The sequence below is a fragment of the Micromonospora sp. PTRAS2 genome, assembly GCF_054052245.1.
This window is the reverse complement of the sequence record NZ_JBSWBU010000012.1, coordinates 91,092-106,739: the sequence shown is the minus strand read 5'-3', so window position 1 is coordinate 106,739 and position 15,648 is coordinate 91,092. Positions and strand designations below refer to the sequence as shown.

Annotated in this window: 14 protein-coding genes; 12 read left to right on the top strand and 2 right to left on the bottom strand. The window is 72.5% G+C overall.

What is annotated here, in order from left to right:
* Positions 1 to 982 precede the first annotated feature (982 nt).
* The 9 genes from ACVMYR_RS27795 (at position 983) to ACVMYR_RS27755 (ending at position 10,504) form a co-directional block, all read left to right on the top strand.
* A complete protein-coding gene (locus tag ACVMYR_RS27795; protein ID WP_077939398.1) occupies positions 983 to 1,609 on the top strand; it encodes a hypothetical protein in 627 nt (208 codons plus the stop codon).
* Positions 1,610 to 1,758: 149 nt separating this feature from the next.
* Positions 1,759 to 2,220, top strand: a complete 462-nt coding sequence (locus tag ACVMYR_RS27790) for a DUF948 domain-containing protein (RefSeq protein ID WP_043967924.1) — start codon at positions 1,759 to 1,761, stop codon at positions 2,218 to 2,220.
* 27 nt (positions 2,221 to 2,247) lie between these two features.
* The gene (locus ACVMYR_RS27785) at positions 2,248 to 2,553 is read left to right on the top strand and encodes a hypothetical protein (protein WP_043967926.1); all 306 of its coding nucleotides are present in this window, start codon (positions 2,248 to 2,250) and stop codon (positions 2,551 to 2,553) included.
* Entirely contained in the window at positions 2,550 to 5,228 is a 2,679-nt protein-coding gene (alaS, locus tag ACVMYR_RS27780) for an alanine--tRNA ligase (protein WP_431896472.1), read from the top strand. The genes ACVMYR_RS27785 and alaS overlap by 4 nt, the downstream gene beginning before the upstream one ends.
* A 137-nt stretch (positions 5,229 to 5,365) precedes the next feature.
* Entirely contained in the window at positions 5,366 to 5,827 is a 462-nt protein-coding gene (gene ruvX, locus ACVMYR_RS27775) for a Holliday junction resolvase RuvX (protein ID WP_077939394.1), read from the top strand.
* A complete protein-coding gene (gene mltG, locus ACVMYR_RS27770) occupies positions 5,824 to 7,026 on the top strand; it encodes an endolytic transglycosylase MltG (protein WP_457123153.1) in 1,203 nt (400 codons plus the stop codon). Before ruvX ends, mltG begins: the two co-directional genes overlap by 4 nt.
* A gap of 159 nt (positions 7,027 to 7,185) precedes the next feature.
* Complete coding sequence (locus ACVMYR_RS27765) at positions 7,186 to 7,539, top strand: hypothetical protein (RefSeq protein WP_043969383.1); 354 nt, start codon at positions 7,186 to 7,188, stop codon at positions 7,537 to 7,539.
* A 27-nt stretch (positions 7,540 to 7,566) separates the two neighbouring features.
* Positions 7,567 to 8,406, top strand: a complete 840-nt coding sequence (locus tag ACVMYR_RS27760) for a shikimate dehydrogenase (RefSeq protein WP_457123152.1) — start codon at positions 7,567 to 7,569, stop codon at positions 8,404 to 8,406.
* A gap of 232 nt (positions 8,407 to 8,638) precedes the next feature.
* Positions 8,639 to 10,504 carry a glycerophosphodiester phosphodiesterase gene (locus tag ACVMYR_RS27755; RefSeq protein WP_457123151.1) on the top strand — a complete coding sequence of 622 codons (1,866 nt, stop codon included), beginning with the start codon at positions 8,639 to 8,641 and terminating at the stop codon, positions 10,502 to 10,504.
* A gap of 148 nt (positions 10,505 to 10,652) precedes the next feature.
* Here the strand turns inward: ACVMYR_RS27755 and ACVMYR_RS27750 are convergent, their stop codons facing one another.
* Complete coding sequence (locus tag ACVMYR_RS27750; protein WP_228986939.1) at positions 10,653 to 11,252, bottom strand: XRE family transcriptional regulator; 600 nt, start codon at positions 11,250 to 11,252, stop codon at positions 10,653 to 10,655.
* 120 nt (positions 11,253 to 11,372) lie between these two features.
* Entirely contained in the window at positions 11,373 to 12,740 is a 1,368-nt protein-coding gene (locus tag ACVMYR_RS27745; RefSeq protein ID WP_228986938.1) for a tetratricopeptide repeat protein, read from the bottom strand.
* Positions 12,741 to 12,971: 231 nt separating this feature from the next.
* Here ACVMYR_RS27745 and ACVMYR_RS27740 point away from each other — a divergent pair, with 231 nt between their 5' ends.
* From ACVMYR_RS27740 to aroC, 3 genes are all read left to right on the top strand, one after another.
* Positions 12,972 to 13,118, top strand: a complete 147-nt coding sequence (locus tag ACVMYR_RS27740; protein ID WP_228986937.1) for a hypothetical protein — start codon at positions 12,972 to 12,974, stop codon at positions 13,116 to 13,118.
* Complete coding sequence (locus tag ACVMYR_RS27735) at positions 13,115 to 14,302, top strand: helix-turn-helix domain-containing protein (RefSeq protein WP_457123150.1); 1,188 nt, start codon at positions 13,115 to 13,117, stop codon at positions 14,300 to 14,302. The genes ACVMYR_RS27740 and ACVMYR_RS27735 overlap by 4 nt, the downstream gene beginning before the upstream one ends.
* A gap of 166 nt (positions 14,303 to 14,468) precedes the next feature.
* Positions 14,469 to 15,647 carry a chorismate synthase gene (gene aroC, locus ACVMYR_RS27730; RefSeq protein ID WP_077939401.1) on the top strand — a complete coding sequence of 393 codons (1,179 nt, stop codon included), beginning with the start codon at positions 14,469 to 14,471 and terminating at the stop codon, positions 15,645 to 15,647.
* Position 15,648 lies beyond the last annotated feature (1 nt).

The following is a 15,648-nucleotide window of genomic DNA, read 5'->3' as shown; positions in this document are numbered from 1 at the left end:
TCCGCGCACCGGTGAAATGCGTCCCGGGCCGGTGGAGGAGCGCCGCCCGCAGGCCCCGCCGGTCGGGTCCGGCCCTCGGCCCGGCGCCGGCCCCCGCTCCAGCCCGGATCCCCGGTCCGGGGCTACCGCCGGCCCTCGGCCCGCAGGCTCCGCCCCCGAGTCCGGGCCGACCGCCCGGGCGTCGGCGGCCCCCACCGCGCCCGGTCGAGCCACCCCACCCGGTGGTCCCGCCGCCGGCCGGGTCGTTCCCGGGTCCGGTGGCGCCGGCCCGGTCCACCCGCCGTCCGGCCCCGCCGGCCGGGCCGCGCCTCCGTCCGGCCCCGCCGCACCTCCGTCCGGTCCTGGCGGCCGGGACGTGCCTCCGCCCGGTCCCGCAGGGCGCGCGACGCCGCCGGGGGGTCCCGCCGGCCGGGCCGCGCCGCCCGGCCCACCGACCGCCGGCCCCCACCAGCCCGGCGTGGCACGGGCGGTGGTCCCGCCCGGTCGCCCGGGCGAGCGGCCGGCCGACCAGGCCGACGGCCGCGCGGCCCCGCCGTCACGCGACTCCGGCAGCGCGGCGGTGCCGCAGCGCGGCCCCGGCCCCGTGCCGCCGGCGCAGCCGGGCGGGCCCGGCGAGGCGCACCCGCACCACCGTCCCCCGGAGCCGGCAGCCGGTGCGGCGTCGGTGGTCCGCCCCGACCAGCCGCCCGCGGTGGCCCGGGCCGCCGCCGTGGTGCCGGCCGTCGACGTGCCCCCGTCCCGCCCCGGCCCGGACGCGGACCGGCCCGGCCCGCAGGAGCACCGGCCCGGCCTGGAGGTGCACCGGCTCGGCCCGGGCCCCGCCGCCCGACCGGGCGGCGACGCATCCGGCCCCGGCCCCGACGGCGCGGAGCCTGCCGGGGCGGCCCAGTTGCGCCGGGCCGCCACCGCGGACGACCCGGACGATGCGGACGAGGACGCGTCGGGCGGCCTGCGCGGCGCCCGGTCGGAGCTGCGGCGGCAGATGCGGGAGCGCCGCCGGCTGCGGATGGGCATCCTCGCGCTGGTCAGCGTGGTGCTGCTGGGTGCCCTGCCGCTCTACTTCGGCATCCGTACGCTGAGCCGCGACCCCGTCTTCGACACCCTCGACGGGCTGAACGTGCCCGGCTGGGCGGCCACGAAGACCGTCGACAACGTCAGCGGCAGCCGCTGGTGCGTGGAGGAGTGCCGGCTGCGCGAGCGCACCGTCGAGTCGCAGCGGCCGGTCGAGGAGACGGCGCGGGCCTACGAGCGGGCCCTGACCGAGTCCGGCTGGCAGCAGTGGAAGGTGACCCGCTGCCCCGAGCAGCCGGCGAAGGGCGACTACACCTGCTGGCGTCGCGACGAGCTGACCCTCGACCTGTGGGTACGCGAGCCGACCTGCGTCCCGCCGCCGATCGACGGGGAGCCCGCGCCGACGTCCCTGGCCACGCCCCCCGCAGCGGGGGAGTGCAATGGGTCGTTGGTGTCGGTGAAGGTCCGCAACGCCATCGACGACGAGCGGACCCGGCCCCAGCCGAGCACCGACCCGTCGCTCACCGGCGAGGATCCCTTCCCGACCCTGAGCGAGGATCCGCTCGGCGAGTTGACGCCGACACCGTCACCGTCGTGAGCCGGGTTTCATCACTGACGGTAGGGTCTGGGGCTGGTAGGCCCGCCTGCCCCCGCTGACCCGGGGCGGGTCGCCGTACGACGGTGTGGGTATGACGGTCGCGCGTTCCGGGGCGTCGGGCCCCGGAACTCTGCTCGAGGAGGACAGGCGTGAGTTTTGGAGAGGTCGCGGCGCTGATCGCGGCGATCGCGTTCGCGATGCTCGTGTTGATCCTGACGCTGCCCATCCTGCGGCTGCGGCACACCGTGGACGCGGCCACCCGCATGATCAACGACCTCAACGACCGCACCGCGCCCCTGCTCGGTGACGTCAACACCACCGTGAAGAACGTCAACACCGCCCTGGAGCAGGTGCAGGTCTCGCTGGACGGGGTCAACCTCCAGCTGGCCAAGGTGGACACGATGACCACCCACGCCCAGAACGTCACCGCCAACGTGGCGAACCTGGCCACCGTGGTCTCCGCCGCCGCCGCGAACCCGCTGGTGAAGGTGGCCGCCTTCGGCTACGGCGTACGCCGGGCCGCCGCCGCCCGCCGGCACGCCGAGACCGAGCGCGAGGTGCGCGACACCATCAAGCAGCAGCGCCGCGCCGCCAAGCGCGGCAACGCCTGAGCCGGCCGGCGACGGAGGGATGAGATCATGAGGCGCCTGTTCTGGCTGGGCATCGGGCTGGCCGTCGGCGTGGTGGTGGTGCGCAAGGCGACCCAGGCCGCGCACGCGTACACGCCGGCCGGCATCGCCGGTGGCCTGTCGCAATCCGCTGGCGGTCTGGTGGAGTCGCTGCGTAGCTTCGTGGAGGACGTCCGGATCGGGATGGCCGAGCGCGAGCAGGAGATCCACGAGGCGTTCGCCCGGGGCGAGGCGTTCGACGACCAGTTCGCCGAGCTGCGGGAGGACCCGCGCATCGGCGACCGAGAGATCTTTCCGGAGGAGCACCAGCGATGAAGACGGCGGAGATCAAGCGGCGGTATCTCGCCCACTTCGAGGCGAACGGCCATGCCGTGGTGCCGTCCGCTCCGCTGCCCGCCATCAGCGACCCGAACCTGCTGTTCGTCAACGCCGGCATGGTGCAGTTCGTCCCCTACTTCCTGGGGCAGCACACCCCGCCCTACTCCCGGGCGGTCAGCGTGCAGAAGTGCATCCGCACCCCGGACATCGACGAGGTCGGCAAGACCAGCCGGCACGGCACGTTCTTCCAGATGAACGGCAACTTCTCCTTCGGTGACTACTTCAAGGCCGGGGCGATCCCGCTCGCCTGGGACCTGGTCACCAAGTCGGTCGCCGAGGGCGGCTTCGGGCTGGACCCGGAGCGGATCTGGGCGACGGTCTACCTCGACGACGACGAGGCGGCGGAGATCTGGCGTTCCGTCGGCATGCCGGCCGAGCGGATCGTCCGGCGGGGCAAGAAGGACAACTTCTGGTCGATGGGCATCCCCGGCCCGGCCGGCCCGTGCTCCGAGCTGTACTACGACCGGGGCCCCGCCTACGGGCGCGAGGGCGGCCCGGAGGTCGACGAGGACCGGTACCTGGAGTTCTGGAACCTCGTCTTCATGCAGTTCCAGATCGACGACGTGCAGAGCAAGGAGCACTTCCAGATCGTCGGCGAGCTGCCGAAGAAGAACATCGACACCGGCATGGGCCTGGAGCGGATGGCGTCGCTGCTGCAGGGCGTCGACAACCTCTACGAGATCGACGAGGTCCGGCCGATCCTGGCGCGCGCCGCCGAGCTGACCGGCAAGCGGTACGGTGCGCACTCCGGCCACGTCGCCAGCGAGTCGCACCCCGACGACGTGCGGCTGCGGGTGATCGCCGACCACGTGCGCACCGCGCTGATGCTGATCGGCGACGGGGTCACCCCGAGCAACGAGGGGCGCGGGTACGTGCTGCGCCGCATCATGCGCCGCGCCATCCGGGCGGTGCGGCTGCTCGGCTGGCAGGACCGGGCGCTGCCCGAGCTGCTGCCGGTGGCGCGGGACTGCATGGCCCCGTCCTACCCGGAGCTGTCGGCCGAGTTCGACCGGATCTCGCAGTACGCGTACGCCGAGGAGGACGCCTTCCTGGCGACGCTGCGTGCCGGGACGACGATCCTGGACACGGCGATCGCCGAGACCAAGTCGGCGGGCAAGCCGGCGCTGTCGGGCGATAAGGCGTTCCAGCTGCACGACACCTACGGCTTCCCGATCGACCTGACCCTGGAGATCGCGGCCGAGCAGGGCCTGGCGGTCGACGCCGACGGCTTCCGCCGGCTGATGGCCGACCAGCGGGCGCGGGCCAAGGCCGACGCGCGGGCGCGCAAGACCGGGCACACCGACCTGTCGGCGTACCGGTCGGTGCTGGACGCGGGCGGGCCGGTGGAGTTCACCGGTTACACGGAGCTGAACCGGGAGTCCCGGGTCCGCGCCGTGCTCGCCGGCGGCGACCAGGTCGGCGCGGCCGCCGAGGGCGACACGGTCGAGCTGGTGCTCGACACCACCCCCTTCTACGCCGAGGGCGGCGGCCAGCAGCCCGACCAGGGCCTGATCACCGTCGGCGGCGGCCAGGTCGAGGTCTTCGACGTGCAGCAGCCGGTGCCGGGCCTGATCGTGCACCGCGCCCGCGTCGTCCGGGGCGAGGTGCGCGCCGGCGAGACGGGGTACGCCGAGATCGACGTGACCAGGCGGCGGGCCATCTCGCGCTCGCACACGGCCACCCACCTGGTGCACCAGACGATGCGCAACTTCCTCGGCGAGTCGGCGACCCAGGCCGGTTCGCTGAACGCGCCGGGCCGGCTGCGGTTCGACTTCAACACCCCGACCGGGGTGTCGCCGAGCGTCCTGCACGACGTGGAGCAGCAGGTCAACGAGGTGCTCCTGGCCGACCTGGAGGTGCACGCCTTCGTCACCAGCCAGGAGGAGGCCCGCCGCATCGGCGCGATGGCGCTGTTCGGCGAGAAGTACGGCGAGCGGGTGCGGGTCGTCGAGGTCGGCGACTACGCCCGGGAGCTGTGCGGCGGCACCCACGTGGCCCGCTCGGCCCAGCTCGGCCTCGTCAAGATCCTCTCCGAGGCGTCGGTCGGTTCGGGCGTACGCCGCATCGAGGCGCTCGTCGGCATGGACGCGTTCGGCTTCCTGGCCCGCGAGCACCTGCTGGTCTCCCGGCTCGCCGAGCTGTTCCGGGTCCCCGGCGATCAGGTCGCCGACCGGGTGGAGCAGACCGTCACCCAGCTCCGCGACGCCGAGAAGGAGCTGGAGAAGCTGCGCGCCCAGCTCGTGCTCGGCGGCGCGGCGGCCCTCGCCGGGCAGGCGAAGGACGTGCGCGGGGTGGCGTACGTCGGCACCGAGGCGCCCGAGGGCGCGGCCGGCAACGACGTGCGGACCCTGGCCCAGGAGATCCGGGGCAAGATCGACCCGGCCCGTCCGGCCGTGGTGGCCGTGGCGGCCCGGTCGAACGGCAAGGCGTCCCTCGTGGTGGCCGTGAACGCGGCGGCCCGCAGCCGGGGCCTGGCGGCGAAGGACCTGGTCAAGGCGGCGTTCTCCGGCCGGGGCGGCGGCAGCGACGACCTGGCCCAGGGCGGCGGCCTGCCGGCGGCCGAGGCGCCGAAGCTGCTGGCCACGGTCGAGCAGGCGATCGCCGACGCGTAGCGCGCCGCACGTCGGGTCAGGGCGGGCCGTCACGGTCCGCCCTGACCCGTTCCAGGGCAGGACGAAAACCGCTTCCGGGCGGACAACGGTCTTTTCAGGGCAGGATGAACGGTCTTTCAGGGCAGGATGAACGGAACATGACCGAAACGGTGCACGGTGTCCGGCTGGGCGTCGACGTGGGGCAGGTGCGGGTCGGGGTCGCCCGCTCCGACCCGCACGGGGTGCTGGCCACCCCGCTGGTGACACTCGCCCGGGACCTGACAGCGGCCGAGGACGCGGTGCCCAGCGACATGGCCGGGATCGTCGCCCTGATCGCCGAGCACGAGTGCGTCGAGGTGGTCGTCGGCCTACCGGTCAACCTCTCCGGCCAGCACGGCCCGGCCGCCCGGAATGTGAAGGCGTATGCTGACCGGTTGGCTGACGTAATAGCGCCCGTTCCGGTAACGCTCACCGACGAGAGGATGTCGACGGTCGTGGCTTCTCGTAGGCTTGCCGAGCGTGGCGTCCGGGGAAAGCGCCAACGCGCGGTGGTCGACCAGGCCGCCGCGGTCGAGATCCTGCAGAGCTGGCTGGACGCGCAGCGGAGGCGGACGCGATGATCGACGATCTGGACCTCAGTTTCGACGAGTCGGAACGGAGTGGCGACAAGGGCAAGCACCGGCGCAGCTACGTACGCAAGCGCAAGGGCGAGTCGGGCGGGAGCGGGGGCAAGACCGCGCTCGCCCTGCTGATGGCCTTCGTGCTGCTCGGCGTCATCGGCGGCGGGGCCTTCTACGGCTTCGACCGGGTGCAGAGCTACTTCGTCACCCCCGACTACGACGGGGCCGGCACGGGCGAGGTGACCGTCGAGATCAAGCAGGGCGCGTTGATCGCCGACATGGCCGTCGCGCTCTACGACGCCGGGGTGGTCAAGAGCGCCAAGGCGTTCATCGAGGCGGCCGAGGCCAACTCGCGTAGCAAGAACATCCAGCCCGGCACCTACAAGGTGCGCAAGCAGATGAGCGGCGAGCAGGCCCTGGTCATGCTGCTCGACCTGAAGAACAAGATCACCAACACGATCACCATCCCCGAGGGGACCACGGCCAAGCGCACCTACAAACTCCTGTCGGAGAAGACCAAGATCCCGATCAAGGAGTTCGAGGCCGCCGCCAAGGACCCGGAGGGGCTCGGCGTGCCGGACTGGTGGTTCAAGCGCACTGACGGCAAGCCGGCGAAGAAGTCGATCGAGGGCTTCCTCTACCCGGACACGTACGAGATCCCGCCCAAGGCCACCGCCGAGATCCTGCTGTCGACGATGGTGCAGAACTTCCTCACCGTCACCGGCGAGATGAAGTTCGCCGACCGGGTGCAGGAGGAGCGGGGCGGCATCAGCCCGTACGAGGCGCTGATCGTCGCGTCCCTCGCCCAGGCCGAGGCCGGCAACAAGGACGACCTCGGCAAGGTCGCCCGGGTGGCCTACAACCGGGTGTACGGCGAGTTCCCGTGCAACTGCCTGGAGATGGACGTCACGGTCAACTACTACCTGGAGCTGACCGGGCAGAAGACCAAGACGTCGAAGGACATGACCGACGCCGAGTTGGACGACAAGAAGAACCCGTACAACCGCAAGCTGCGCGGGATGATCCCCAGCCCGATCAACAACCCTGGCAAGCAGGCCATGGAGGGGGCAATGGACCCGCCCACCGGCAAGTGGCTCTACTTTGTGGCGATCGACAAGGAGGGGCACTCCGCCTTCGCCGAGACGTACGAGGAGCAGTTGCGAAATCAGAAGAAGGCGGAAGAAGCCGGGATCATCTGAGTTGCCCGGGATCGTCCGGTCCGCCCAGTGGGTGCGCGGGCCGGACAATCGGGGAGCGGGTCTGCATCGATAATTACCTTGATCGGCCATTGATGGGTTTCTAGGCTCTGACCGACGGTAGTCAAGAACTACACGGACGGGGAGCGGGCTTTGATCAAGATGAACGCATGGGCCACGAGGGCTGGAATCGTCGCTACGGGCACCGCGGTGGTGCTCGCTTTCGCGGCGGTGCCGGCCCAAGCGGCCGAGATCACCAAGAGCACCACCGGCGCGTCGGGACGCGCCGTCTACATCAAGAACGGCGACTGGGACCTCTTCGCCACCGATACGCTGACCGACGGGCACTGCGCGCGTTGGCAGGAGCGGGCCCCCAGCAGTAGCAGTTGGTCCTACAAGGGCAACTCGATCTGCACCGCGACCGAGGGATGGGCGGGTTTCGCGCGTTCCGGCTACTCCTACCGGATCTGCCGCACCGGTGTCGGCAACTGTTCGACGGTGGCTACGCTTCCCTAGTCCGGAACCGTTGGATGAGGGAGTGACGTGTCGGCATACAGGGCGGCGGTGGTCGGCAAGCCGATCAGTCACTCCCTTTCCCCGGTGATCCACAACGCCGGCTACGCCGCCGCCGGCCTCGCCGGGTGGTCGTACACGACGATCGAGTGCGCGGAGGCGGAGCTGGCGGCCATGGTCGGCGGCCTCGGCCCCGAGTGGGCCGGGCTGTCGGTGACCATGCCCTGCAAGGAGGCCACCCTCGCCCTCGCGGCCGAGGTGTCGCCCGTCGCCGCCGCGATGGGCGCGGCGAACACGCTGGTCCACCGCCCCGACGGCTCCTGGTACGCGGACAACACCGACGCCGCCGGCATGATCGAGCTGCTCGGCGCGGCCGGCGTGCCGCCGGGGGCCCGGTTCACCGTGCTCGGCGCGGGCGGCACTGCGCGGGCCGCCCTGGCCGCCGCCGCCCGCCTCGGCTCGGGCACGGTGACCGTGGTGGCCCGCCGCGCGTCGGCCATCGACGAGCTGCGCCCAGCCGCCGACGCGCTCGGCCTGCGCCTGGCCGGCGCCGACTGGGCCGGCGCGGCCGGGCACACCGACGCCGACGTGGTCGTCTCCACCGTCCCGAAGGGCGTCGCCGACCCGATCGCGGCGCACGCCCGGTGGCGGCCCGGCGCGGTCTACTTCGACGCGCTGTACGACCCGTGGCCCACCCCCCTCGCCGCCTCGGCCGAGGCGGCCGGCTGCCGGGTCGTGTCCGGGCTGGATCTGCTGGTCGCCCAAGCGGTCGGCCAGTTCGAGCACTTCACCGGCGTCCGTGCCCCGGTCGCGGCGATGGCCGCCGCGCTGTCGGCCGAGGTGGGCATCGAGATCCGCCCGACCCGCTAGCCCCGGCCCTGCCCGCCCCGGCTCGCCCCGCCCGGCTCGCCCCGCGCGGCGGCGCGGCCGGTTCAGCGCCGCCATGTCGGCGACATAGCGGTATCCGCGCCCACGGATACCGCTATCTCCCCGACATTCGCCGTCCACCGAGCAGGCCGGGCCCCCGGTGTGCATCCGGGGGCCGGCGGGTGTCAGTGGGGGCGACACCAGGCGTTCGGGTGCGGTTCCTAGCGTCCGGGGCATGTTGACCTTGAACCGACGGCCGCGTCGGCCCGTGGCCGTCCTCGCGGCGCTCGCCACGACCGCCGGCCTGCTCGCCGCCGTCCAGATCTCCGCCCCCGCCGCCGCGAAGCCCGGTGACGTCGTCGTCGCCGAGGACTTCTCCGCCGGTACGCTGCCCGCCGGCTGGCGGGCCATCGACGGCGAGTGGACGGTGCGCGACGGCCGGCTGCGCGGCACCGCCACCAGCGGCACCAAGAAGATCACCTTCGGCCGGCACCTCACCGACTTCCGGTTCTCCGCCACCGTCCGCTTCGAGTCCGTCGCCGAGGCGACCCGGTGGACGGCGCTCGGCCTCGACGTGCCCGCCGACGGGCGTACCCCGTGGTGGATCGCGACCATGCGCAGCGGCACCACTGCCGCGAACGGCCTGGAGTTCGCCCAGCTCACCACCGCCAACGCCTGGAACGTCACCAACACCGGCTCGGCACCGTACGCCGCCGGCACGGGGCGGGACATGAAGGTCGCCGTGGAGGTGCACGGCAACCAGGCCCGCTGGTTCCTCGACGGCCGCCAGCTGCTGCGCACCAGCAGCCTCACCCGGTCCACCGACGGCGGGCAGGCCCTGATCGTCAACGGCGGCAGCGTCTCCTTCGACGACGTGCTGGTCACCGAGCTGCCGCCGAACGGCTACCTGCGCCCGGCCGGCGCACCGCTGACCATCATCGCCCACCGGGGCGCGTCCGCCGCCGCCCCCGAGAACACGCTCGTCGCGCAGGAGATCGCCCGCCGCTCCGGCGCGGACTTCGTCGAGAACGACGTGCAGCCCAGCCGCGACGGGGTCCCGTTCGTGCTGCACGACGCCACCGTCGACCGCACCACCGACGGCTCGGGCGCGATCCGTACGCTCACCGCCGCCCAGCTCAAGGCGCTCGACGCCGGCTCCTGGTTCGCCCCGCAGTACGCCGGGGCCCGGCTGCCCACCCTCGCCGAGCAGCTCGCCGACCTGCGGACCCGGGGCGGCAACCTGCTGCTGGAGATCAAGGGCGCGCACACCCGCGACGAGGTGGCCCGCATCGTCGAGGTGATCCGCGCCGAGAAGATGACGGCGCGCGTCTTCGTGCAGAGCTTCGAGGTCGACGCCCTGCGGTTCACCCGGGAACTCGCCCCCGAGCTGCCGACCGGCCTGCTGCGCAGCGGCCTGGACGCCGACCCGGTCGCCGTGGCGCGGGAGCTGGGCGTCACGGCGTACAACGCGACGGGTACGGCGCTGCTGGCCCGGCCGTCGGTGGTCGCCGACCTGCACGCCGCCGGTGTCGCCGTCATGGCCTGGACGGTCGACTCGCCGGCCCAGTGGCAGCAGCTGGAGCGGATCGGCACCGACGGGATCATCACGAACCGGCCGGCGCAGCTGGCCGGCTGGAACGCGGCCGGTCAGCTCGGCGCGGCCGTCCCCACCGTGTCGATCGCCGCCCTGGCCGACGGCGTCGAGCTGGACCGGGCGCAGCGGCCGGTGCTCACCGTGCCGGCCACCGACGCCGACACCGTGACCGTCACCCTCGACGGGGCGGCGGTGCCGGTGGGCAAGCCCCTCGACCTGACCGCGCTGGCGGCCGGCGCGCACCGGCTGCGCGCCGTGGCGACCGGCCCGAAGGGCACCGCCACCGCCGAGGCCACCTTCACCGTGGCGGTGACCCCGGCGGGCCTCGGTCACCTGGTGCTCACCTCCGGCGCGGCGGACCAGGCGCTGACGGTGCTCACCAACCACCTGGTCAAGGGCCGGTACGCGGAGCTGGCCCGGTACGCCGACCAGCACGCCGGCCGCTTCCTGCCGGAGGCGAAGGCCCGCGTCATCGCCGCCGACGCCCGCGCCCTGGCCACCCGCTAACCCCGGCCCCGCCCTCTGCGTGCGCCCCGCCTCGCCCCGGTCGGTGATCAAGAGGTTTGCGTCATCGTGATGATCAAACTTGACGCTTTTCTCTTGATCACCGGGCCGGGGCCTGGGCCCGGGGAGGGGGTGAGGTGGTGGTTGGGGTTCAGTGCTGTGGGGCAGGCTTGCCGTCAGTCCACAAGGACTCGAAGTGCTCGACGTACCGGTCGAACGCTCCTCCGTCCTGCCGTCGTCGCAGGTGCAGCGTCACGGAGTCCTGCCCGAGCCCCGCCCCGATGTGCGTGGCGACTATGGCCTCCTCGTCGAAGACCCACACGGACATCGCGAGATGACGGGTAGAGAACCGGACCGGAATCGTGGCACCGACCTTGCTGAGCTCTGCGCGCGTCATCGCGATGCGAGTCGACAGCGTGAGCGGAGTCGCTTCGATCCTCTCTCGCTCGGCCGTGACCGGGCTGTCCGGGTCCCCGAGCAGGAATCGCAGGTCGGCTCCGGCGCTGGCTTTCGCTTCGAGCGTGGCGGAGATGCCGGGCACCTCCAGCCAGAGAAAGTAGCTGGTGTATCCACCGAACCAGAGCCGAGAACTGGCCTGCCCGATGGCATCACGGAACGCCGGCCGGGGCAGGTCTGCGCGGCGTGGATAGATGCCTATCAGTTCGCGATCGCTTCCGACCTTCACGGCACGTCGGATCATCTCAGGCCACAGCACCCTCACATCCTCGCCCGACACCTCGGCTGCTCGCACTCTGCAACGAGGGTGAGGGACAGCCCTCGGCTGACCACCCTTCCACGGTCTTCACGTCCACATCGCGCTTTCGTCGAGGTCAGCGGAGGAAGGCCGGCTGTGTCGGCTCTCCTTGCCGCGTCAGGCGGCGATGAGGTCTTGTGCGTCTTGGCAGAACTGGCGGACGGCGGGCGTACGCCGGTATGGAGCCAGCGCGCCGACCAGATTGCGCACATGCTTGATGCACCTGGCAGAGGTGACCTGGCCGGTCAGGGTCTGGACGGCCTGGTCGCCGAGCGCGAGGGCCTTGTCCAGCTCGGGCTGCTCCTGCTGGACATAGGTGGTGGCGAGCAGAGCGTTTCGCAGTGCGCCCTCGCGGGTGTACTCGTTGCCCTGTAGCCGCAGGGCAGTGCGGAGATGATCGCGGGCGCGTGGCCAGTCTTCGAGCTTGACGAAGCAGTAGCCGGCCTGGGCATGTGCCTGCGCCTCGTTGATCCAGTACGACCAGTCCGGGTCGCCGTGCTCCGGCCTGCTGTCGGTGAACCTGCCGAATGCGTTGTCGAGCGCGCGCCGGGTGTCGGTCTCCGCCCTGTTGTTGGCGTACGCCTCGGCGGCGCGCAGGTCGAGTATCGTCGCCACCTTCGGGCTGGTGGTGGGGTAGCTGGCTCGCGCGGTCTCGGCGAGGGTGACAGCCTGGCGGAGCTGACCCAGGTCCTTGGCCTGGCAGGACATGAAGCCGAGGATGTTCGCGCCGAGCCCACGGTCGCCGGCGGCGTTGGCCTGGTAGAGGCCGGCGATCCAGAATCGCTGGGCCTGAGTGTGGTGACCGTCGTCGAAGGAAAGCCAGCCGGCGAGGCGCAGCAGCTCTCCGGCGGTGGCGTGGAGACGCCGACCGACGGTGTCGGTGTAGCTGCGCTCTTGCAGCGCCCCGACCACCACGCTCAGATGCTGGCGGACCAACCCGAGGGTATGGCCGCTGCCGAGGTGGTCGTCCATGCGTCGCAGGCTGGCCGTCACCGCGTCCAGGTGGTCGACGACCTCGCCCGACAGGTGCCGGCCGGCGGTCGACGCGATGTCCGCTGGTGGTTGGGCGATCAGCCACTCGTGTGCCGGTGACGTGAGTGCGGAACCGAGCAGAGTGAGGAACATCCGTCGGTGCATCATTCCCTCAGATTCGTTCACCACCTCGGCTGCCCGCAAGGCCCCGGCTGAGGACCAGGGCAGATCCAGACCAGCGGAGGCGGGTGCTGCCTCGAACCCGTCGTCAGGCCAACCCAGTTCATCGAGACTGACCGTCCGCTGCAACTGCTCGGACAGCAGCGCTGTGGTCAGCGCCGGCCAGGGACTGCGGGGAACATCGCCCCTCTTCCACTTGTACGGCGTCTTGGGGTGCAGCCGTTCGGTGCGTCCGTGCCGTTCAGCGCACTCGTTGAGGCGTCGAGCGAGCTGTTCGGGCTGCCAGCCCACCTCAGCCAGCAAGCGCGCGATCGCCTCTCCGCTGGTTGCCACCCTCTGCCCCCTCGCGCGTACTGGTGCCTGCACGGACAGTAGCTGACGCGTTCGCTGGCGGGTGGGAGCGGCACTGATCCGCACCGATAGGCACCACGCGCACCTACCTTCGTCGCCACGGGGACGGGGTCAACTGGACACATCGGAACGAGCGGTGTCCCCGTCCGGCTGCGGTTGTCCGGCTGGGGCATGGCATGTCCTGTCCAACCTCGTCAGAAAGCGAAGGGCCTCGTGATCTCCGATGCCGTGTCGGTCGTGTTCGGTGGGCTGGTGCCGGGTTTCCTGCTCGGGCTGCTCGCGTTCCGGGTGAAGTCCCGTTGGTGTCCCCGCTGTGGCGAGTCCACCCTGGCCATGCCGCCGGTGGAGCAGGACAGATGAGTGGTCGCGACGAGGTGCCGGTCGGGCGGCGGATGGCGGAGCTGCGGGCCCGGCGGGGGATGAGTCAGCAGGTCTTCGCCGACCGGATCGGCAGGTCGAAGAGCTGGGTCGACAGGGTCGAACGAGGCGTACGCACCCTCGACCGGCTCTCCGTCATCGAGACCGTCGCCGGGGCGCTGGGGGTCGCCCCGAACGTCCTGCTCGCGGACGAGCCTCGTCGGAAACCCGGCACCGACGTCAGCGTGGCCGTGGAACGCATCCGGGCGGCGCTGGCCCGCCACGACCCGCCCGACGCCGACGGCCCCACCGTCCGGCAGCTCGACGACCAGGCCGAATACGCCTGGGCCGCCTACCGCAAGGGCCACCATCCGCAGGTGCTTCGCACGCTGCCCGACCTGCTCGCCGCCATCCGGCACAGCCACCACACCCCGACCGGGGACGCGTCCGCCCCCGATCCGCTCGTCCGCGTCTACCGGCTCGCCGCCCAGACGCTGGTCAAGCTCGGTGAACCCCACCTCGGCCTGCTGGCCGCAGATCGCGCCATGATGGCCGCTACTGGAGATCCGCACCGCACCGGGCTCGCCGCCGTCTCCTTTGCCCAGGCGCTGCGCGCCCTGCGCCGGGGCCGCCTCGCGCAGGCCGCCGCGCTCAGCGCCGTACACCAGCTCGACCGGACGCCGTCGCGCGCCTTCCTGCCGGACGGACCGGGACTGACCGGGACCCTGTTGATCGAGGCCGCCCTCGCCGCCGCCACCTGTGGTGACGCCGCCACCGCCCACGATCTCACCGAACGCGCCGTCGACCTCGCTGCCGCCCACGGCAACCGGCAGTACGACGGCGACGGCGTCGCCTTCGGCCCGGTCGCTGTCACCCTCGCCCGTGCCCTGGCCGCCACCCACCTCGGCGACCACCACGTGCCGTCACGCTCCACCGTCACGCCGCCAACAGCGAGGGGTGGCACCGGCTCCCCGCCGAGCATCGCGCCGCCCACCTCATCGACATCGCCCGCGCCCACCTCGACCTCGGCGACCCGGCGGCTGCCGGCCGTGCTCTCCTCACCGCCGACCGCCTCGCCCCCGCCGAGACTCGCACCCGCTCCGCCGCCAGGGTCGCCCTCACCACGATTCTTCGCACCGGTCCCACCCCCGCCGACGTCACCCGCCTGGCCGCCGTCCTCGGCCTGACCCGGCAGTAGGCGCCAGACCTTGGACAGTTGCTGTCAGCCGGGCGGACAGCAAGCGTCCAAGCTCTCGTCTGCTGCGGGGCGTGGCGTGCGGGCGGCGCGTCCGTAGGGCGGGACAGGGTGGGCGGCCCGGTGGGACGTAACCCGGGCGTGACAGACTTGCCCACGTGTTGCGCTGGTTGACTGCAGGTGAATCGCACGGTCCCGCCCTCGTCGCGATGCTGGAGGGCGTGCCCGCCGGGATCGAGGTGACCACCGGCGAGATCGCCGGTGAGCTGGCCCGCCGCCGGCTCGGCTACGGCCGGGGTGCCCGGATGGCCTTCGAGCAGGACGTCGTCGAGATTATCGGCGGGCTCCGGCACGGCGTCACCCTCGGCAGCCCCGTCGCCATCCGGGTCGGCAACTCCGAGTGGCCCAAGTGGCAGACGGTGATGGCCGCCGACCCGGTGGACCCCGACGAGTTGGCCCGGCAGGCCCGCAACGCGCCGCTGACCCGCCCGCGTCCGGGCCACGCCGATCTCGCCGGCATGCAGAAGTACGGCCACACCGACGCCCGGCCGATCCTGGAGCGGGCCAGCGCGCGGGAGACCGCCGCCCGGGTCGCCGTCGGCACCGTGGCGAAGGCCCTGGTGAAGCAGGCCCTCGGCATCGAGATCGTCTCGCACGTCGTGGAGCTGGGCCCGGTCGCCGCGAAGCCGGGGCTGCGCCCCACGCCCGAGGACGCCGAGCGCATCGACGCCGACCCGCTGCGCTGCCTCGACTCCGACGCGAGCGCCCGGATGGTCGCCGAGGTCGACGCCGCGAAGAAGGCCGCCGACACGCTGGGCGGCGTGGTCGAGGTGCTGGCGTACGGGGTGCCGCCGGGCCTGGGCAGCCACGTGCAGTGGGACCGCAAGCTCGACGCCCGGCTCGCCACGGCGCTGATGTCGATCCAGGCGATCAAGGGCGTGGAGATCGGCGACGGCTGGTTGCAGGCCCGCTCCCGTGGCTCGGAGGCACACGACGAGATCGTGCCGACCGCGACCGGGGTGCGCCGGGTGACCGACCGGGCCGGCGGCTTGGAGGGCGGCATCACCACCGGCGAGCCGCTGCGGGTGAAGGCGGCGATGAAGCCGATCTCGTCGCTGAACCGGGCCCTGGCCACGGTCGATGTGACCACGGGGGAGCCGGCGACCGCCATCAACCAGCGCTCCGACGTGTGCGCCGTGCCGGCCGCCGCCGTGGTCGCCGAGGCGATGGTGGCGCTGGTGCTCGCCGAGGCCGCCGTGGAGAAGTTCGGCGGCGACTCGGTGGCCGAGATGCGCCGCAACCTGGCCGGCTACCTCGACTCCCTGGTGATCCGGTGAG

Bases quoted from the DNA above. Each gene is read 5' to 3' on its own strand.
- ACVMYR_RS27785 (WP_043967926.1), top strand. From the start codon at position 2,248: ATGAGGCGCCTGTTCTGGCTGGGCATCGGGCTGGCCGTCGGCGTGGTG.
- ACVMYR_RS27735 (WP_457123150.1), top strand. From the start codon at position 13,115: ATGAGTGGTCGCGACGAGGTGCCGGTCGGGCGGCGGATGGCGGAGCTG.
- ACVMYR_RS27765 (WP_043969383.1), top strand. From the start codon at position 7,186: ATGAACGCATGGGCCACGAGGGCTGGAATCGTCGCTACGGGCACCGCG.
- alaS (WP_431896472.1), top strand. From the start codon at position 2,550: ATGAAGACGGCGGAGATCAAGCGGCGGTATCTCGCCCACTTCGAGGCG.
- ACVMYR_RS27755 (WP_457123151.1), top strand. From the start codon at position 8,639: ATGTTGACCTTGAACCGACGGCCGCGTCGGCCCGTGGCCGTCCTCGCG.
- ACVMYR_RS27795 (WP_077939398.1), top strand. From the start codon at position 983: ATGCGGGAGCGCCGCCGGCTGCGGATGGGCATCCTCGCGCTGGTCAGC.
- mltG (WP_457123153.1), top strand. From the start codon at position 5,824: ATGATCGACGATCTGGACCTCAGTTTCGACGAGTCGGAACGGAGTGGC.
- ruvX (WP_077939394.1), top strand. From the start codon at position 5,366: ATGACCGAAACGGTGCACGGTGTCCGGCTGGGCGTCGACGTGGGGCAG.